Origin of the sequence: Pseudarthrobacter sp. J1738 (assembly GCF_050490315.1) — a bacterium.
GTDB lineage: Bacteria > Actinomycetota > Actinomycetes > Actinomycetales > Micrococcaceae > JBNPEO01.
Genome location: NZ_JBNPEO010000001.1, coordinates 450940 through 467462, shown reverse-complemented (window position 1 = coordinate 467462; position 16523 = coordinate 450940). Strand labels below are relative to the sequence as shown.

Below are 16523 nucleotides of genomic sequence, written 5' to 3'. Positions count from 1 at the left end.
CAGCGCGGCCCCCAGTCAGGATCCCCTCGGCACCCAGAGCCGGGGGGATCCGTTATGTCATCCGAAACTACGCCCGGCGGGCTCGCGTCAGTTCTGCGCGGGCGGCGAGTTCCTCCGGCCCGGGGTAGGCAACCTCTTCTAGGACCAAAGGGTGTGGGGCAGCGAGAACTGACTTTGCGTCCCGAATACCAGCCTGCAAACGAGCGTACAGCCACTCAGGCTTTTCCCGGCCGTCTCCTACCCGCAGCGTAGATCCAACGAGTGCACGGACCATGTTGTGGCAGAACGCATCGGCTTGAACTGCCACGGTGATGACACCGTCTTGGCCTCGTGTGAACTCAAAGCGCTGAAGTTCCCGGATGGTGGTTGCGCCTTCGCGGGGTTTACAAAACGCCCGGAAATCTCGGAGACCCAAAAGCGTTCTGGCACCAGCATTCATGGCCTCAACGTCCAAGGCGTGCTTGTGCCACAAGGTCACTGTCCGGCTCAACGGGTCCCGGTACTGAGGCAGGTCAACAATGCGATAGCTGTAGCGGCGCCACAAGGCTGAAAAGCGCGCATCAAAACCAGGATCAGCCAATTCGCTTTTACGGATGACCAGTGCCGAATGGTCGTCGCCCAGAACCCGGTTGAGGGCGCCATCCAAGCGGCGGCGCAACGCCTCCCCCGGCGCGAGTTCATTCCCGCGAGGCAGCGAACCCCATTCCTCCGGGGTGAGATCGATGTGGGCCACTTGCCCACTCGCGTGTACTCCGGCGTCGGTACGGCCAGCAACCGTGACCCGTACCCGGCGTCGCAACATCAACGCAAGTGCCTCCTCGAGGCTGCCTTGAACCGTTACCAGCCCCGGTTGAGTGGCCCACCCGCTGAAAGGGCCGCCGTCGTACGCCAAATCTAAGCGGACACGCAAAAACCCGCCACCCCCAAAAGTGGGGGTGGCGGGTTTGAGCTCGTTCATCAACGAATACTACTGCGGACGTAGAGGCAGATTACTCTGCTTCTACTGCCTGAGCGGCTTCGCCACCTGCAGGCGCAAAGCCAGCAGCTGCGGCGGACTCAGCTGAGTCAAACCAAACTTCGGCAACAGTAGCGTCGTACCAGCGTGAGCCGGGAACGTGGAACTTCATGGAGTCCTCGTTGCCCTTGACCTCGTAGCCCTCAGGAGCAACGTTGTCCTCGGTAGCAGGCTTGGAGCCAGCGTACTTAGCTTCGGTGGACTCTGCAGCATCAGCCTCAACAGCTTCAACCTCAGAGGACTCGGCAACAACAGCTTCCTCAGCGGCCGGGGCAGCCTTGGCAGCAGCAGTGCTGGCCTCGGCAACAACGGACTGCTTAGCGGAAAGCGGCTCGAGAACGAGTTCAATCACGGCCATAGGAGCGTTGTCGCCCTTACGGTTACCGATCTTGGTGATGCGGGTGTAGCCACCGTCGCGGTTCTCCACTGCCTGGGCAATGTCGGTGAACAGCTCGTGGACAATGCCCTTGTTGCTGATCAAAGCAAGCACACGACGGCGTGAGGACAAGTCCCCGCGCTTTGCGAACGTCACGAGACGCTCTGCGTACGGCTTGAGGCGCTTGGCCTTGGTCAAGGTGGTGGTAATCCGCTTGTGCTCAAAGAGCGCTGCGGACAGGTTCGCGAGCATCAAACGCTCGTGAGCCGCTCCGCCTCCGAGGCGCGGACCCTTAGTGGGGGTAGGCATAGTTATTTCTCCTGTTGGAATGGCCAGCCGAATCGCTCAGCGAATCGGCAGCCGGAATCTGCTGTTTAGAGTTCGTCGTCGCCGAAAGCGGCGTCGTCCTCTTCAATGGCTGCGGCACGGGCTGCAAGATCAAAACCGGGAGGGGAGTCCTTGAGGGACAGACCCAGTTCAACCAGCTTTGCCTTGACCTCGTCAATGGACTTCGCACCGAAGTTACGGATGTCCATCAGGTCTGCCTCGGAGCGAGCAACGAGTTCACCCACGGAGTGGATGCCCTCACGCTTGAGGCAATTGTAGGAACGAACCGTAAGGTCCAGATCCTCGATCGGCAGAGCCATGTCAGCGGCCAAAGCAGCGTCCGTAGGCGACGGGCCAATCTCAATACCTTCAGCTGCGGTGTTCAGCTCGCGTGCCAGACCGAACAGCTCCACCAAGGTGGTGCCGGCGGAAGCCACAGCATCACGCGGGGTGATGGCTGCTTTGGTTTCCACGTCGACAATGAGCTTGTCGAAGTCAGTGCGCTGCTCAACACGGGTGGCCTCCACGCGGAAGGTCACCTTCATCACGGGTGAGTAGATCGAGTCAACCGGAATACGGCCGATCTCGGACTCGCCTGATTTATTCTGAGCTGCCGAAACGTAACCACGGCCGCGTTCGATGGTCAGTTCGAGTTCGAACTTGCCCTTCGAATTAAGCGTGGCAATGTGCAGATCCGGGTTGTGGAATTCAACACCGGCCGGAGGAGCAATGTCCGCGGCGGTGACGACTCCGGGGCCCTGCTTGCGCAGGTAAGCAACAACCGGCTCATCGTGCTCAGAAGACACCGAAAGGCTCTTGATGTTCAGGATGATCTCAGTGACATCTTCCTTTACACCGGGAACGGTGGTGAATTCGTGCAACACACCATCAATCCGGATGCTGGTTACAGCAGCACCGGGAATGGAGGAGAGCAGGGTACGGCGGAGGGAGTTTCCGAGAGTGTAGCCGAAGCCAGGCTCAAGCGGTTCAATGACGAACCGTGAACGGTTCTCGGAGACTACCTCTTCTGAGAGGGTGGGGCGCTGTGCAATGAGCACTTAGGTTTCCTTTCGGCGAGCATCCGCTATATGACGCAACACAGGTGGTGGAAATCGACGTCGGTCCGTACCAATCGTTTCCAGCCTAGCCAGCTAATGGTGCGTGGGAGTAATACTCCTCACGCACCATCGCTGGTGGCTATTAACAATTAGACGCGGCGGCGCTTCGGCGGACGGCAGCCGTTGTGAGCGCTGGGGGTGACGTCCTGAATGGAGCCAACCTCCAGGCCAGCAGCCTGCAGTGCGCGGATGGCGGTCTCGCGGCCTGAGCCCGGACCCTTTACGAATACGTCAACCTTGCGCAAACCGTGCTCCTGAGCGCGCTTTGCAGCGGACTCTGCGGCCTGCTGTGCGGCGAACGGAGTGGACTTACGCGAGCCCTTGAAGCCAACTTCACCGGCGGATGCCCATGAGATGACAGCACCAGTGGGGTCCGTGATGGACACGATGGTGTTGTTAAAGGTGCTCTTGATGTGCGCCTGGCCAAGCGCGATATTCTTCTTGTCCTTCTTACGCGGCTTGCGAACCGCGCCACGAGTCTTCGGGGGCATTTCTTCTCCTACAGAAAGTTATGGGGAAAGCTTCGTTAGTCCGGAAGGACTTAGCGAGTAGCCTTCTTCTTGCCGGCGACGGTCCGCTTCGGGCCCTTGCGGGTACGAGCGTTGGTCTTGGTACGCTGTCCGCGTACTGGCAGGCCCTTGCGGTGACGCAGGCCTTCGTAGCTACCGATTTCAACCTTGCGGCGGATATCTGCAGCTACTTCGCGGCGAAGGTCACCCTCAACCTTGTAGTTGCCTTCAATGTAGTCACGCAGCTGAACCAGCTCGGCGTCGGTGAGGTCCTTAACGCGGACGTCAGCGCTGATGCCGGTGGCAGCCAGGGTTTCGTGTGCACGGGTCTTGCCCACGCCGTAGATGTATGTAAGCGCAATTTCCAACCGCTTTTCGCGGGGAATGTCTACGCCAGCGAGACGAGCCATAGTGGCAGTGCTCCTTGTATAAACCGGAGGTCGTAGGCAGTACACCCGCACTTTCAGTGCGGCCCCAGCCTCCGACCGGGGGTTAGCTGTCCGGGCTCAATACGTCCCAATTCAGCTTGTGCTGCCTTTATTTACTTGCGTGGGTTAAGCAGTCCAGTTTCCTGGAGGGTAATTCCCTAAGGGAATTAGCCCTGACGCTGCTTGTGGCGCGGGTTCTCGCAGATCACCATGACCCGGCCATTACGGCGGATCACTTTGCACTTGTCGCAGATCTGCTTGACGCTCGGCTTGACCTTCATGGCATTCCTTTGCGTGTTTGCAGTGAGTACTGAGGTGGCCGTCGGTGAAATTCGCCTCAGGCTTTCAGCGGTTTATTTGTAGCGGTAGACAATACGGCCTCGAGTGAGGTCGTACGGGCTGAGCTCCACCACCACGCGGTCCTCTGGGAGGATCCTGATGTAGTGCTGACGCATTTTTCCTGAGATGTGTGCCAGAACGATGTGCTTGTTGGTCAACTCAACGCGAAACATCGCATTGGGAAGAGCCTCTGTCACAACGCCCTCGATCTCAATGACCCCGTCCTTCTTGGCCATATCCTCCGCTAACTGTTGTTGTCACGACGCATTCGAATCACACCGTGAACATTTTTGGGTTTTAGTTCTCTTTCCACCGGCACTAGGGCACGGCAGGGCAGACAACCAACAAATAACTCTACGTCATTTCCCTTCGGAAGTTAAATCGGCACATGTTAGCCCATGGTTCCTCAGAACGCACGCACTTGGCTCGGCGGAAGTCTTGGCCAAACCTGGGCCGTCGCTGAGTGAAACAACGCGTAAACGCCTAACAAAAGCTCGTCGAATAAATGCTTTAGGGGCCCAAAACGGCTCAAATGCGCTCCGTGCTTGTGGTGAAGTGGCCTAGAACCTGGTGCCGAGAATCAGGCGAGTCACTCCCTTCGGCTCCCGCTAAAGCTAAGCATCCACCGGCGCCAGAGAAATCAGATAGAGACCTACATGAGCCACAACGAATCCCTCACCCAGCCTCGGGGCAGCCTTGCGCCCGAGGCGGCTGGTGTTTCGCCAGGCCGGGCCGGCAAGGTCCGGCGGTCCACGAAACTAAGCACCGCCAACACGCAGGGCACGCCCAAGCAACCTCACCAACTCAAGCAGCGCGGTATGAGTGCGCGCAGTCGAAGAGACTTCTGGACTTTCTTGGCGTTCGCGTTCCCCAACCTTGCATTGATTGCTGTCTTCACTTATTTGCCGTTGTTCAACAACATCTACTACTCAACGTTGGACTGGACCTTAGGTTCGGCCAACGCCACAGTGGTCGGCCTGGGGAACTACATAACGTTCTTCACGAGTTCGGACGCGCCCCGCGTTCTGGGCACCACCGGGATATTCACCCTCGCTACCGTGGGCGGGTCAATGGTGCTGGGGTTGCTCGTGGCGTTGGCGCTCAATTCCAAAGTACGCGGCACCACCTTCGCCCGGTCCGCTGTTTTTGCGCCCTACGTTCTTTCCGGGGTGGGCGTTGGACTTGTGTGGCTTTTTATCTTTGATCCCGGTTACGGCGTTCTCGCCTGGATTCTACGCGGCTTGGGCCAGCAGAGCCCGGAGTGGATCAATGATCCCCAGCTCTCATTGCTGATGGTGATCATTGTCTATATCTGGAAGAACCTGGGCTATTGTGCGGTGGTTTACCTGGCCGGACTGCAGTCCCTACCCAAGGACGTAATGGAGGCAGCGGCCATCGACGGCGCTGGCGGTTTCCGGCGGTTCTGGAGCGTGAGCCTTCCACTCCTCTCCCCCACTACGTTCTTTTTACTGATCACCACCATGATCAGCTCACTTCAGGCCTTTGACCTGATCCGTATCATGACCCCCTTGGGCAACGGCACCAGCACGCTGATTTATGAGGCTTACCTTCAAGCCTTCGGCGCGTACAACCGTGCCGGCTATTCCGCCGCCGTATCGGTCATTCTCTTTGTGATCCTGCTAATCATCACTGTCTTGCAACTTCGCTTCGTTGAACGGAAGGTGCATTACGCGTGAGCCGCACCGATTCACCGACTGACCTCCCGGCGTCGTCCTTTCCAAAACCTCACCGTCCTGGGAAAGGGCATCGAAATAGCACAACTGGGCCACAACGCGTTTTTACTCGCAGTAATCTTGTGCAGACCATTGTGGGCGGATATGTGCCACTGATCCTGGCCACAATGGTGGTTTTCCTTCCCTTGCTGTGGATGATCTTGAGTTCCTTCAAACAGCCGGGAGAGATTGTCACCCTAGATTTGAAAGTCCTGCCGCAGACTCTGAACCCGGAAAACTACACAGTGGCTATGACCACTGTTCCTTTTGGGCAGTTCTTTGCTAACTCAGTGATCGTCACGGCTGTGGGATCCACCATCAAAGTGGTCCTCGCTATCCTCACCGCCTATGCGTTGGTGTTTGTGCGATTCCCCTTCAAAAACGTGATGTTTGTTTTGATTCTTGTGGCCCTGATGGTTCCGGCCCAAGTGTCCATCCTTCCCAATTACCTGCTGATCGCGGGTATGGGCGGCAAAAACACTCTCTGGGGCATCATCCTGCCCGGACTGGGAACTGCCTTCGGTACGTTCTTGCTTCGCCAACACTTTATGACTCTGCCCGGATCCATTCTTGAGGCTGCAGAGATCGACGGCGCTGGGCACTGGCGTCGTTTGTGGCAAGTGGTAGTTCCGGTGTCAGTTCCCTCCATCGCCACCGTGGGTCTGGTCACCGTGGTCAGCGAGTGGAATGACTACATCTGGCCACTCATCATCACTGACAAACCCGAGGCAATGACTTTGCCAGTGGGCCTAACGCTCCTGCAGAACTCCGAAGGCAACGGTTCTGGCTGGGGAATTCTTATGGCCGGCGCCGTCCTGGTGATTATTCCGATTTTGATTATTTTTGCCATGCTCCAGCGATACATCGTCGCGGGTCTCACTCAAGGTTCAGTCACCGGCTGAGCTAACTCCCTTCAAATAACACCACTCCCTCTGAAAGGTTCATCATGTCCCTCAATCTTGACCGCCGGCTCTTCCTTTCCTTAGCCGGCGCTGGCGCCGGAGCCGCTGCTATCTCCGCGTGTGGTGGCCCCTCCACTGCCTCCAACAACTCCTCGGCGTCAACCCAGGAAGTAGACTTTTCTGGCGTGAAGCCGGCAACGTCCATCGACTTCTGGTCCAACCACCCGGGCAAGTCCCAGGATGTTGAGAAGGAAATCATCGCCAAGTTCGAGGCGGCCAACCCCACAATCAAGGTCAACTTGGTCACTGCCGGTTCCAACTACGAAGAGATTGCGCAGAAGTTCCAGACGGCTCAGGCTGCCAAGAGCGGCTTGCCTGCTCTTGTGGTCCTCTCCGACGTGTGGTGGTTCCGTTACTACATGAACCAGAACATCATTTCCTTGGACTCTCTCATCAAGCAGCTGGACGTCAAGGTTGATGATTTCCGTAAGTCCCTAGTGGACGACTACAAATACGACTCAAAGCAGTGGGCGCTCCCCTACGGCCGCTCAACACCGTTGTTTTACTACAACAAAGACCACTTCAAGGCTGCTGGCTTGCCGGACCGCGCACCGAAGACGTGGCAAGAATTCGCTGAGTGGGCGCCAAAGCTCAAGGCCGCTTCTAAGGCCCAGTACGCATTTATGTACCCGGCGCTAGCTGGCTACGCTGGTTGGACTCTGCAGAACAACCTGTGGGGCGAAGGCGGCGGATGGTCCAAAGATTGGGACATCACGTGCGACTCTGACGCTTCGGTTGCTGCGCTGCAGTGGGCTCAAGATTCCGTGTACAAGGACGGTTGGGCAGGCGTTTCTTCCAAGGAATCTGCTGATGACTTCGCTGCTGGCATTGCCTCGGCAACGTTGTCTTCCACCGGTTCCCTCATCGGCATATTGAAGTCTGCGAGCTTCAACGTTGGTGTGGGCTTTTTGCCCGGTGGCTCCAAAGAGACCACAGGCGTTTGCCCCACCGGTGGAGCAGGTTTGGGTATCCCCAGCGGCGTAAGCAAGGAAGAGCAGCTTGCAGCCGGTATGTTCTTGAAGTTTATGACCGAACCGGAAAACACTGCTGCTTTCTCGGCAGCAACCGGCTACATGCCAACCCGCACCTCCGCCGACATGACTGCTGTTCTGGCCAAAACCCCACAAATCAAAACGGCGATGGACCAGTTGGCCGTGACCCGCGTTCAGGACAACGCACGCGTCTTCTTGCCGGGCGCTGATCAGGAAATGGCTAAGGCTGCAGCGTCAATCCTGACCCAAAAGGGCGACGTCAAGGAAGCCATGAAGACCCTCAAATCCACGCTTGAAGGCATCTACACCAAGGATGTTAAGCCCAAGCTCAAAGCGTAAGTTCCTAGTGGCTTAACTTAACTGACCAGCAGTTGTGGCTGTTCCCAGCTTGGGACAGTCACAACTGCTGGTCAGTTTGCGTTTGGCAGTGTTACTTGAAGTGTTACTTGAAGTGTTACTTGCAGTATTACTAGCAGCGTTACGGCGAGTCGTTACTAACGTTCGTTGCTAGCGTTCGGTGCTAGCGGCCGTTCCGCGGGTGGTTAGGGAATCGGAACGGGTACGACGCCGAGCGGCTCCAGTCGCGCTGCGCCGCCGTCGGGCGCCGTGAGAACCCAGATCCCCTTACTGTGCACTGCAACCGAGTGCTCCCATTGGCTCGCCCGCGAACCATCAGTTGTTACAACTGTCCAATCGTCTTCAAGGACAGCCGTTTCAATGTCACCGCGGACCAGCATCGGCTCAATGGCTAAGCACATTCCCGGACGCACCTTGGGCCCACGGTGCCGGCTGCGGTAATTCAAAACGTCGGGGGCCATATGCATTTCGGTTCCAATGCCGTGACCAACGTAGTCTTCAAGAATGCCCAGTTTTTTGCCGGGAACTGATGAAACGTAATCGTCAATGGCGTCGCCAATCTCCCCCACAAACTTAGCTTTGGCCAGGGCGGCGATCCCCCGCCACATGGCTTCCTCAGTGACATCAGACAAGCGCTGATCCTCCGGGTCCACAGTGCCCACCAAAACGGTGCGAGCAGAATCGGCATTCCAGCCCTTAACGATGCAACCGCCGTCAATGGAGATAATGTCTCCATCCTGCAGCACACGCGGGCCCGGGATGCCATGGACCACTTCTTCATTCACTGAAGCACAAATGTGTTTGGGGTAGCCGTGGTAGTTCAAGAAGTTGTATTGAGCGCCAGCAGCGTCCACTACCTCCGCGAATACCCGGTCCAAGTCATCCGTGGTAGCCCCCGGGACCGCCGCGGCCACCGCAGCATCCAGAGCACGACTGAGCAGTAGCCCAGCTTCCTGCATCAAGTGCATCTGCTCATCGGTTTTGAATTCAACGCGCGGCTGGCTGAAGGCCATGTACTTCCCTTTATTCGGTGTGCTGTGTTCTTACTGATGTGCCGCACAAGCGGCTCGGGCCGAGCTAACTGCTTTCGCAGCGCCCGGCCCGGAGGTCAATCATCTGAAGGCTCTCAGAAGTACTACTTGCTATCGGTGGCTGACTTGATGGCTGCCATCACACGATCGGTGACCTCGTCAATGCCGCCGATACCGTCAACCTGAGTCAAAATGCCACGGTTAGCGTATTTGCTGACAACAGCCTCGGTCTGCTCGTGGTAGAGGTCCAAACGGTGACGGATCACTGTCTCGTTGTCGTCACTTCGGCCAGTCTCAATGGCACGGCCCAAAAGGCGCTTAACGAGTTCCTCGTCGTCGGCCGTCAGTTGCAAAACGACGTCGAGCTTTTGTTCGCTGCTGGCCAGAATGTCATCTAGCTCATCCACCTGGGCGGTGGTCCGCGGGTAACCGTCGAGCAAGAAGCCAACTTCCACATCATCTTGGCTCAGACGATCGCGAACCATCTTGTTGGTCACGGAGTCCGGGACAAAGTCACCAGCATCCATGTACTTCCTCGCTTCAAGCCCCAAAGGCGTCTCGCCCTTAACATTGGCGCGGAAAATGTCTCCCGTGGAAATGGCAACAATTCCAAGGCGACCGGAAATCCGCTCGGCTTGAGTTCCCTTACCCGAACCGGGAGGTCCAATGATCAGCATTCTCGTCATCGCAAAAGCCCTTCGTAGTGCCGTTGTTGAAGCTGTGCGTCAATCTGCTTCACCGTCTCGAGTCCCACACCAACCATGATCAAGATGGAAGTACCACCAAACGGGAAGTTCTGATTAGCGCCAACTAACACCAGCGCAATCAACGGAATCAACGCCACCAAACCCAAGTACAAAGCACCGGGCAAGGTGATCCGGGACAGCACGTACTGCAAGTAGTCTGCAGTCGGCTTACCGGCCCGGATACCCGGGATAAATCCACCATACTTCTTCATGTTGTCGCTGACCTCTTCAGGGTTGAAGGTGATCGAGACGTAGAAGTATGTGAAGAAGATGATCATCAGGAAGTAGATGAGCATGTAGATCGGGTGATCGCCGCGCGTGAGGTTGTTGTTGATCCATTCAACCCAGCCCGGCATAGCGCTACCGTCACGCGGGGTGTTGAACTGAGCCAGCAGTGCCGGCAGGTACAACATCGACGAAGCAAAGATCACCGGGATAACACCGGCCATGTTCACCTTGATGGGGATATACGTGCTGGTTCCACCCACGGTGCGGCGGCCCACCATACGCTTGGCGTACTGGACGGGGACTCGCCGTTGCGACTGCTCCACAAAAACCACCAGCGCCACGGTCAAAAGACCGACGGCGATAACGATCAAGAAGGTGCCCCAACCCTTGGACGTCAGGATCGAGTTCATGGACGGGAAGAAGCCGGCTGCGATGGATGTGAAGATCATCAAGGACATGCCGTTGCCGACGCCCTTTTCAGTGACCAATTCACCCATCCACATAATGAGGCCCGTACCGGCCGTCAAGGTGATGATCAGCAAGATGGTTGTCACAATGCTGCTGTCCGGAATGATCGGCAACTGGCAGCCCTGCAATAACTGACCTGAACGTGCCAAGGACACCAATGTTGTGGCGTTCAAAAGGCCCAATGCAATAGTGAGGTAACGCGTGTACTGGGTCAGTTTGGTCTGCCCCTGAGCGCCTTCCTCATACAACTCTTGGAAGCGGGGAATCACTACGCGCAGCAACTGAACAATGATGCTCGAGGTGATGTAAGGCATGATGCCCAGCGCAAAGATGGACACCTGAAGGAGTGCACCGCCGCTGAACAGGTTGACGAGTTGCTGGAGACCACCTTGGGCCTGACCGCTATTCAAGCATTGCTGAACGTTCTGGTAGCTCACACCCGGCGAGGGGATAAAAGCACCCAAGCGGAAGATAGTGATGATTGCCAGTGTGAACAACAACTTGCGTCGCAGATCAGGCGTACGAAAGGCCCGTCCAAATGCGCTTAGCAAGCGTCCTCCTGAGTTGTTTATAAAGTCATGTGATGTAGGTCAAGCAAACCCAACAACCGAGTCTAACGGGTGCACGGGCAGGCACAGTAATTGAGTGCCCATAAAATGGCAAAAACTCCCGGTGCATGAAGTGTTATTCCATGCACCGGGAGTTCATTGCTAAGCGTCAAGCTTCACTGGATCTCGTTAGAGAGCAGTGGTGCTTCCGCCTGCGGCTGCGATCTTCTCTGCAGCGGATGCCGAGAATGCGTCGACGGTAACGTCAACCTTGACGGTGATGTCACCGGTGCCGAGCACCTTGACGGGCTGGTTCTTGCGAACTGCACCCTTTGCAACCAAGTCGGCTACTGTTACTGCGCCACCCTCGGGGAACAGCTCAGAGAGCTTGTCCAGGTTAACAACCTGGAATTCCACGCGGAACGGGTTCTTGAAGCCGCGAAGCTTCGGAAGACGCATGTGCAACGGCAGCTGGCCACCGGCAAAGCCGGCCTTGACCTGGTAGCGAGCCTTCGTACCCTTGGTACCACGGCCAGCAGTCTTACCCTTGGAACCTTCACCACGACCAACACGGGTCTTGGCGGTCTTGGCACCAGGAGCGGGACGCAGGTGGTGAACCTTCAGAGCGTTCTGCTTCTCAGCAGCAGCGTCCTGGACCTTGTCAGCGGTTTTCTTCTCTGCCATTTACTTCGCCTCCTCTACCTTTACCAGGTGCGGAACCGTGTTGAGCATGCCAACGGTAACGGCATCGGCGGTGCGAACAACAGTGTGTCCGATCCGCTTGAGGCCGAGGGACCGAAGAGTCTCGCGCTGGTTCGCCTTGACGCCAATGACGCCCTTAATCTGAGTGATCTCCAACTGTGCGTCGGAGGGAGTCAGGTTCTTAGCCATTACTAGGCACCTGCCTTCTGGTTCTGGAGTGCGCGCACCAGAGCAGCAGGAGCAACCTCATCCAGCGGCAAGCCACGGCGGGCTGCCACGGAAGCGGGCTCTTCGAGCTGCTTCAGAGCGTCAACAGTCGCGTGAACGATGTTGATTGCGTTGGAAGAACCGAGCGACTTGGAGAGGATGTCGTGGATACCCACGCACTCCAATACCGCACGGACCGGACCACCAGCGATAACACCGGTACCGGCGGAAGCCGGACGCAGCATTACAACACCTGCGGCAGCTTCACCCTGCACACGGTGCGGGATGGTGCTACCAACGCGAGGAACGCGGAAGAAGGACTTCTTAGCCTCTTCAACGCCCTTTGCGATAGCAGCCGGAACTTCCTTAGCCTTGCCGTAGCCAACGCCGACCATACCGTTACCGTCACCAACGACGACGAGAGCGGTGAAGCTAAAGCGACGACCACCCTTGACGACCTTGGCAACGCGGTTGATGGTTACAACGCGCTCTACGAACTGGCTCTTCTCGGCATCGCGACCACCATCGCGGCCACCACGGCCACCACGGTCGTTGCGGCCCTGACCACGCTCGCCGCGCTCACCACGCTTGCCGCCGCGGCGGTCATCGGTGGTGGTTGCTGCGTCAGTGGTCTCAGTTGCAACAGCTGCTGCAGCTTCAGTCACCTGAGTTTCCTTTTCGTTGTTCGCTTCGGTCACAGTGCCAGACCACCTTCACGTGCGCCATCTGCGACGGCGGCGATACGGCCGTGGTACTTGTTACCACCGCGGTCGAAGACAACAGCCTCGATGCCAGCAGCCTTGGCGCGCTCTGCAACGAGCTCGCCTACGCGCTTAGCCTTGGCAGTCTTGTCTCCATCGAATGCACGAAGATCTGCTTCCAAAGTGGAGGCGGAAGCCACGGTCAGGCCCTTGCTGTCATCGACAACCTGGACGAATACGTGACGTGCAGAGCGGTTTACCACCAAACGGGGGCGTACCGCAGTACCTACAACGCGCTTGCGAATACGGAGCTGGCGACGATTACGAGCCGCAGCCTTGCTCTTGTTGGCAGTGCGCTTCTTATTGATGCTGATGGCCATGGTTACTTACCAGCCTTTCCGACCTTGCGGCGGATAACTTCGCCGGCGTAACGGATGCCCTTACCCTTGTACGGGTCCGGCTTGCGCAGCTTGCGGATGTTAGCAGCGACCTCGCCGACCTGCTGCTTGTTGATTCCTGCAACGGAGAGCTTCGTGGGGCCCTCTACTGCGAAGGAGATACCATCCGGAGCAGTGATGCTTACCGGGTGGCTGAAACCAAGAGCGAACTCAAGGTCTGCACCCTTGGCCTGTACGCGGTAACCGGTACCAACGATTTCGAGCTTCTTCTCGTAACCGTTAGTAACGCCCTCGATCATGTTAGAGATCAGGGTGCGTGTCAGACCGTGGAGCGAGCGAGATTCGCGCTCGTCATTCGGGCGGGTAACCGTCAGGGTTCCATCTTCCAAGGTGACCTCGATCGGGCTGGCCACAGTGTGACTCAGCTCGCCCTTAGTACCCTTGACGGAGACGACGGAACCGTCGACCTTGACTTCTACGCCGGCCGGAACGGTGATGGGGAGACGTCCAATACGTGACATTATTCTCTTCCTTTCCCGTTACCAGACGTACGCGAGGACTTCGCCGCCCACGCCCTTCTTGCCAGCCTGCTTGTCAGTCAAGAGGCCGGAAGAGGTGGACAGGATTGCGATACCCAAGCCACCGAGCACGTGAGGCAAGTTGGTGGACTTTGCGTATACACGCAGGCCCGGCTTGGAAATACGGCGGACGCCAGCAATGGAACGCTCGCGGTTCGGACCAAACTTCAGCTCGAGGGTCAGCTTCTTGCCAACCTCTGCTTCTTCTTCCTTCCAGGAGGCAATGTAGCCCTCAGCCTTCAGGATGTCGGCAACGCGTGCCTTCAGTTTGGAGTACGGCATGGACACGGAGTCGTGGTATGCCGAGTTTGCATTGCGCAGACGCGTAAGCATGTCTGCGACAGGATCTGTCATAGTCATTTTGGGCTATAGCCCTTCCTCGTACTGGTTTCCTCGACGTGGCATAAAGCCTCGGCGAAGGACCTGTTACGTAGTTAGATTAGTCTTCGGCCTTGAACGGGAAGCCAAGCGCCTTAAGCAGTGCGCGGCCTTCGTCGTCGGTCTTTGCGGTGGTCACTACCGTGATGTCCATACCGCGAGTGCGGTCGATGGAATCCTGGTCGATCTCGTGGAACATAACCTGCTCGGTCAGACCGAAGGTGTAGTTACCGTTACCATCGAACTGCTTGCCGTTGAGGCCGCGGAAGTCACGGATACGCGGCAGTGCCAGCGTTACCAGACGGTCCACGAATTCCCACATACGGTCTCCACGCATGGTTGCGTGTGCACCGATGGGCATGCCTTCGCGCAGCTTGAACTGTGCGATCGACTTGCGAGCCTTAGTGACCTGCGGCTTCTGGCCGGTGATCAGGGTGAGATCGCGGACAGCGCCGTCGATCAGCTTGGAGTCCTTGGCGGCATCTCCAACACCCATGTTCACAACAACCTTGACCAAACGCGGAACCTGGTTCACGTTGGCGTAGCTGAATTCGTCCTGCAGCGACTTTTTGATGGTGTCTGCGTACTTGGTCTTCAGGCGAGGAACAATCTTGCCTGCTGGAGTCTCGAGAGTCTCAGTCATCAGATGTCCTTCCCGGAGCTCTTGGATACGCGGACGCGAACTTCGCGCTTTACGCCATTGCGCTCTACCGTCTCAACGCGGAAGCCAACGCGAGTGGGCTTCTTGGTGGACGGGTCAACGAGTGCAACGTTGGAAACGTGGATCGGGGCTTCGACGATCTCGATGCCACCGGTCTTGGTGCCGCGGTCCGACTGGCCAGCCTTGGTGTGCTTGGTGATGCGGTTAATGCCTTCAACCAACACACGGTTGGTCTCGGGGATTACGCGCAGAACCTTGCCCTGCTTGCCACGGTCGCCGCCGCGTTCCTGCTTTGCGCCGGTGATGACCTGAACGAGGTCACCCTTTTTAATTTTCGCCATGAGTTACAGCACCTCCGGGGCCAGAGAAACGATCTTCATGAACTTCTTGTCACGAAGTTCGCGGCCAACCGGTCCGAAGATACGGGTACCACGAGGGTCACCGTCTGCCTTCAAGATCACAGCTGCGTTCTCGTCAAACTTGATGTAGGAACCATCCACACGGCGGCGTTCCTTTTTGGTACGAACGATGACAGCCTTTACGACGTCACCCTTCTTGACGTTACCGCCCGGGATTGCATCCTTGACGGTTGCGACGATTACGTCGCCAATGCCTGCGTAGCGACGGCCAGATCCACCGAGAACGCGAATGGTAAGGATTTCCTTAGCACCCGTGTTGTCGGCGACCTTGAGTCGCGACTCCTGCTGAATCAATTTTTACTCCTTGCGTCGCGCTGGTTCTCAGACCGAAATCATGCTTACGGAATGAGCCTTGCGGAACGGTTGATCGGGGTGTCTCTTGACCTGCCTGGATTTTGCCAGCACAGGACTAAACGCTCGTTCCAGAAACATCTGAGTCCACGGCCGAAACCTGCCCTGGGGTGGTCTGGTCTGGCACAGTATGCACTGGCACGATTGTTTACGAGGAATGCATAACGCACGATTCGCGCCATACAAACTCAATATCCTAGCATGTTTACGCCTTCAGCCCTACTCGAGCCAATACCACAGGCAACGCAAGAACCCCCACACCCTAAGGGGCATGGGGGTTCTTTTAGCACAGTTGAGAGTGCCTCGAACTAGGTAGGGTATTGAACCTTACTTAGCCTTCTCGAGGATCTCGACCAGGCGCCAACGCTTGGTAGCGGAGAGCGGGCGGGTCTCGGCGAGGAGTACGAGGTCGCCGATGCCGGCCACGTTCTCTTCGTCGTGTGCCTTGATCTTGGAAGTACGGCGAATAACCTTGCCGTACAGAGCGTGCTTCACACGGTCTTCGACCTCAACAACGACGGTCTTATCCATCTTGTCGGAGACGACGTAGCCGCGCTTCGTCTTACGGTCACCGCGATCCTGAGCGGAAACAGTTTCCGTCACGTTCTTGTCCTTTTCAGTCACTTGGAGTCCTCCTTGGTCTCTGCCTTGTCAGCCTTGTCGGCCTTCTTGGCATCAGCCTTCTTGGACTTTTTTTCTTCCTTGGCCTCTACGGCTACGGGAGCAACCTCGGCACGAATGCCCAGCTCGCGCTCACGCAGAACGGTGTAGATGCGTGCGATGTCCTTTTTGACAGCGCGCAAACGACCGTGGTTCTCCAGCTGACCGGTGGCGGACTGGAAACGCAGGTTGAACAGCTCTTCCTTAGCCTTACCGAGTTCTTCAACGAGGCGCTCGTTGTCGAAACCGTCCAGCTGTGCGGATGCAAGTTCCTTGGATCCTACTGACATT

At 57.2% G+C, this 16523-nt stretch carries 24 protein-coding genes; 3 read left to right on the top strand and 21 right to left on the bottom strand.

Features of this window, described 5'->3' with window-relative positions; genetic code table 11:
• Positions 1-67 precede the first annotated feature (67 nt).
• From truA to infA, 7 genes are all read right to left on the bottom strand, one after another.
• The gene (gene truA, locus ACQR35_RS02265) at positions 68-958 is read right to left on the bottom strand and encodes a tRNA pseudouridine(38-40) synthase TruA (RefSeq protein WP_430269082.1); all 891 of its coding nucleotides are present in this window, start codon (positions 956-958) and stop codon (positions 68-70) included.
• 31 nt (positions 959-989) lie between these two features.
• Positions 990-1700 (bottom strand): 50S ribosomal protein L17, encoded by a 711-nt coding sequence (gene rplQ / locus ACQR35_RS02260; RefSeq protein WP_430266391.1) that lies wholly within the window; start codon positions 1698-1700, stop codon positions 990-992.
• A gap of 65 nt (positions 1701-1765) precedes the next feature.
• A complete protein-coding gene (locus tag ACQR35_RS02255; RefSeq protein WP_430266390.1) occupies positions 1766-2776 on the bottom strand; it encodes a DNA-directed RNA polymerase subunit alpha in 1011 nt (336 codons plus the stop codon).
• Positions 2777-2925: 149 nt separating this feature from the next.
• The gene (rpsK, locus tag ACQR35_RS02250) at positions 2926-3327 is read right to left on the bottom strand and encodes a 30S ribosomal protein S11 (protein ID WP_430266389.1); all 402 of its coding nucleotides are present in this window, start codon (positions 3325-3327) and stop codon (positions 2926-2928) included.
• A gap of 50 nt (positions 3328-3377) precedes the next feature.
• A complete protein-coding gene (rpsM, locus tag ACQR35_RS02245) occupies positions 3378-3755 on the bottom strand; it encodes a 30S ribosomal protein S13 (protein WP_430266388.1) in 378 nt (125 codons plus the stop codon).
• A 185-nt stretch (positions 3756-3940) separates the two neighbouring features.
• Positions 3941-4054, bottom strand: a complete 114-nt coding sequence (gene rpmJ / locus ACQR35_RS02240; protein WP_011775570.1) for a 50S ribosomal protein L36 — start codon at positions 4052-4054, stop codon at positions 3941-3943.
• Between the two features lie 72 nt (positions 4055-4126).
• On the bottom strand, positions 4127-4348 hold the full coding sequence (gene infA, locus ACQR35_RS02235) for a translation initiation factor IF-1 (protein WP_009358723.1): 222 nt from the start codon (positions 4346-4348) through the stop codon (positions 4127-4129).
• A gap of 582 nt (positions 4349-4930) precedes the next feature.
• Between infA and ACQR35_RS02230 the strand changes: the two genes are divergently transcribed.
• From ACQR35_RS02230 to ACQR35_RS02220, 3 genes are all read left to right on the top strand, one after another.
• A complete protein-coding gene (locus ACQR35_RS02230) occupies positions 4931-5809 on the top strand; it encodes a carbohydrate ABC transporter permease (RefSeq protein WP_430266719.1) in 879 nt (292 codons plus the stop codon).
• Positions 5810-5928: 119 nt separating this feature from the next.
• Positions 5929-6747, top strand: a complete 819-nt coding sequence (locus tag ACQR35_RS02225; protein ID WP_430266387.1) for a carbohydrate ABC transporter permease — start codon at positions 5929-5931, stop codon at positions 6745-6747.
• Positions 6748-6791: 44 nt separating this feature from the next.
• On the top strand, positions 6792-8138 hold the full coding sequence (locus ACQR35_RS02220) for an ABC transporter substrate-binding protein (protein ID WP_430266386.1): 1347 nt from the start codon (positions 6792-6794) through the stop codon (positions 8136-8138).
• Between the two features lie 203 nt (positions 8139-8341).
• Here the strand turns inward: ACQR35_RS02220 and map are convergent, their stop codons facing one another.
• The 14 genes from map to rpmC form a co-directional block, all read right to left on the bottom strand.
• Positions 8342-9169 (bottom strand): type I methionyl aminopeptidase, encoded by an 828-nt coding sequence (map, locus tag ACQR35_RS02215; RefSeq protein ID WP_430266385.1) that lies wholly within the window; start codon positions 9167-9169, stop codon positions 8342-8344.
• 122 nt (positions 9170-9291) lie between these two features.
• Positions 9292-9864 carry an adenylate kinase gene (locus ACQR35_RS02210; RefSeq protein WP_430269246.1) on the bottom strand — a complete coding sequence of 191 codons (573 nt, stop codon included), beginning with the start codon at positions 9862-9864 and terminating at the stop codon, positions 9292-9294.
• Positions 9865-9869: 5 nt separating this feature from the next.
• Positions 9870-11180: a preprotein translocase subunit SecY gene (gene secY / locus ACQR35_RS02205; RefSeq protein WP_430266384.1), complete on the bottom strand. Its 1311-nt coding sequence runs from the start codon at positions 11178-11180 to the stop codon at positions 9870-9872.
• Between the two features lie 186 nt (positions 11181-11366).
• On the bottom strand, positions 11367-11861 hold the full coding sequence (rplO, locus tag ACQR35_RS02200; protein WP_430266383.1) for a 50S ribosomal protein L15: 495 nt from the start codon (positions 11859-11861) through the stop codon (positions 11367-11369).
• Positions 11862-12068: a 50S ribosomal protein L30 gene (gene rpmD, locus ACQR35_RS02195; protein ID WP_430266382.1), complete on the bottom strand. Its 207-nt coding sequence runs from the start codon at positions 12066-12068 to the stop codon at positions 11862-11864. It abuts the gene before it with no gap.
• A gap of 2 nt (positions 12069-12070) precedes the next feature.
• Positions 12071-12751, bottom strand: a complete 681-nt coding sequence (rpsE, locus tag ACQR35_RS02190) for a 30S ribosomal protein S5 (protein ID WP_430266381.1) — start codon at positions 12749-12751, stop codon at positions 12071-12073.
• Positions 12752-12780: 29 nt separating this feature from the next.
• The gene (rplR, locus tag ACQR35_RS02185; RefSeq protein WP_430266380.1) at positions 12781-13167 is read right to left on the bottom strand and encodes a 50S ribosomal protein L18; all 387 of its coding nucleotides are present in this window, start codon (positions 13165-13167) and stop codon (positions 12781-12783) included.
• Positions 13168-13169: 2 nt separating this feature from the next.
• Positions 13170-13706, bottom strand: coding sequence for a 50S ribosomal protein L6 (gene rplF, locus ACQR35_RS02180; RefSeq protein WP_430266379.1), 537 nt, complete (start codon positions 13704-13706; stop codon positions 13170-13172).
• Between the two features lie 18 nt (positions 13707-13724).
• A complete protein-coding gene (rpsH, locus tag ACQR35_RS02175; protein ID WP_430266378.1) occupies positions 13725-14123 on the bottom strand; it encodes a 30S ribosomal protein S8 in 399 nt (132 codons plus the stop codon).
• Positions 14124-14202: 79 nt separating this feature from the next.
• Positions 14203-14784, bottom strand: coding sequence for a 50S ribosomal protein L5 (rplE, locus tag ACQR35_RS02170; protein WP_430266377.1), 582 nt, complete (start codon positions 14782-14784; stop codon positions 14203-14205).
• Positions 14784-15143 (bottom strand): 50S ribosomal protein L24, encoded by a 360-nt coding sequence (gene rplX / locus ACQR35_RS02165; protein WP_430266376.1) that lies wholly within the window; start codon positions 15141-15143, stop codon positions 14784-14786. The genes rplE and rplX overlap by 1 nt, the downstream gene beginning before the upstream one ends.
• A 3-nt stretch (positions 15144-15146) precedes the next feature.
• Positions 15147-15515 carry a 50S ribosomal protein L14 gene (gene rplN / locus ACQR35_RS02160; RefSeq protein ID WP_056626628.1) on the bottom strand — a complete coding sequence of 123 codons (369 nt, stop codon included), beginning with the start codon at positions 15513-15515 and terminating at the stop codon, positions 15147-15149.
• A 384-nt stretch (positions 15516-15899) separates the two neighbouring features.
• Positions 15900-16196 carry a 30S ribosomal protein S17 gene (gene rpsQ, locus ACQR35_RS02155; RefSeq protein WP_430266375.1) on the bottom strand — a complete coding sequence of 99 codons (297 nt, stop codon included), beginning with the start codon at positions 16194-16196 and terminating at the stop codon, positions 15900-15902.
• Positions 16193-16522, bottom strand: a complete 330-nt coding sequence (gene rpmC, locus ACQR35_RS02150) for a 50S ribosomal protein L29 (protein ID WP_430266374.1) — start codon at positions 16520-16522, stop codon at positions 16193-16195. The genes rpsQ and rpmC overlap by 4 nt, the downstream gene beginning before the upstream one ends.
• Position 16523 lies beyond the last annotated feature (1 nt).

What these genes read in the sequence shown, in the direction of transcription:
- truA (WP_430269082.1), bottom strand. Translation starts at nt 958, where the DNA reads ATGAACGAGCTCAAACCCGCCACCCCCACTTTTGGGGGTGGCGGGTTT.
- rplQ (WP_430266391.1), bottom strand. Translation starts at nt 1,700, where the DNA reads ATGCCTACCCCCACTAAGGGTCCGCGCCTCGGAGGCGGAGCGGCTCAC.
- rpsK (WP_430266389.1), bottom strand. Translation starts at nt 3,327, where the DNA reads ATGCCCCCGAAGACTCGTGGCGCGGTTCGCAAGCCGCGTAAGAAGGAC.
- rpsM (WP_430266388.1), bottom strand. Translation starts at nt 3,755, where the DNA reads ATGGCTCGTCTCGCTGGCGTAGACATTCCCCGCGAAAAGCGGTTGGAA.
- rpmJ (WP_011775570.1), bottom strand. Translation starts at nt 4,054, where the DNA reads ATGAAGGTCAAGCCGAGCGTCAAGCAGATCTGCGACAAGTGCAAAGTG.
- infA (WP_009358723.1), bottom strand. Translation starts at nt 4,348, where the DNA reads ATGGCCAAGAAGGACGGGGTCATTGAGATCGAGGGCGTTGTGACAGAG.
- ACQR35_RS02230 (WP_430266719.1), top strand. Translation starts at nt 4,931, where the DNA reads ATGAGTGCGCGCAGTCGAAGAGACTTCTGGACTTTCTTGGCGTTCGCG.
- ACQR35_RS02220 (WP_430266386.1), top strand. Translation starts at nt 6,792, where the DNA reads ATGTCCCTCAATCTTGACCGCCGGCTCTTCCTTTCCTTAGCCGGCGCT.
- map (WP_430266385.1), bottom strand. Translation starts at nt 9,169, where the DNA reads ATGGCCTTCAGCCAGCCGCGCGTTGAATTCAAAACCGATGAGCAGATG.
- ACQR35_RS02210 (WP_430269246.1), bottom strand. Translation starts at nt 9,864, where the DNA reads ATGCTGATCATTGGACCTCCCGGTTCGGGTAAGGGAACTCAAGCCGAG.
- rplO (WP_430266383.1), bottom strand. Translation starts at nt 11,861, where the DNA reads ATGGCAGAGAAGAAAACCGCTGACAAGGTCCAGGACGCTGCTGCTGAG.
- rpmD (WP_430266382.1), bottom strand. Translation starts at nt 12,068, where the DNA reads ATGGCTAAGAACCTGACTCCCTCCGACGCACAGTTGGAGATCACTCAG.
- rplR (WP_430266380.1), bottom strand. Translation starts at nt 13,167, where the DNA reads ATGGCCATCAGCATCAATAAGAAGCGCACTGCCAACAAGAGCAAGGCT.
- rplF (WP_430266379.1), bottom strand. Translation starts at nt 13,706, where the DNA reads ATGTCACGTATTGGACGTCTCCCCATCACCGTTCCGGCCGGCGTAGAA.
- rpsH (WP_430266378.1), bottom strand. Translation starts at nt 14,123, where the DNA reads ATGACTATGACAGATCCTGTCGCAGACATGCTTACGCGTCTGCGCAAT.
- rplE (WP_430266377.1), bottom strand. Translation starts at nt 14,784, where the DNA reads ATGACTGAGACTCTCGAGACTCCAGCAGGCAAGATTGTTCCTCGCCTG.
- rplX (WP_430266376.1), bottom strand. Translation starts at nt 15,143, where the DNA reads ATGGCGAAAATTAAAAAGGGTGACCTCGTTCAGGTCATCACCGGCGCA.
- rpmC (WP_430266374.1), bottom strand. Translation starts at nt 16,522, where the DNA reads ATGTCAGTAGGATCCAAGGAACTTGCATCCGCACAGCTGGACGGTTTC.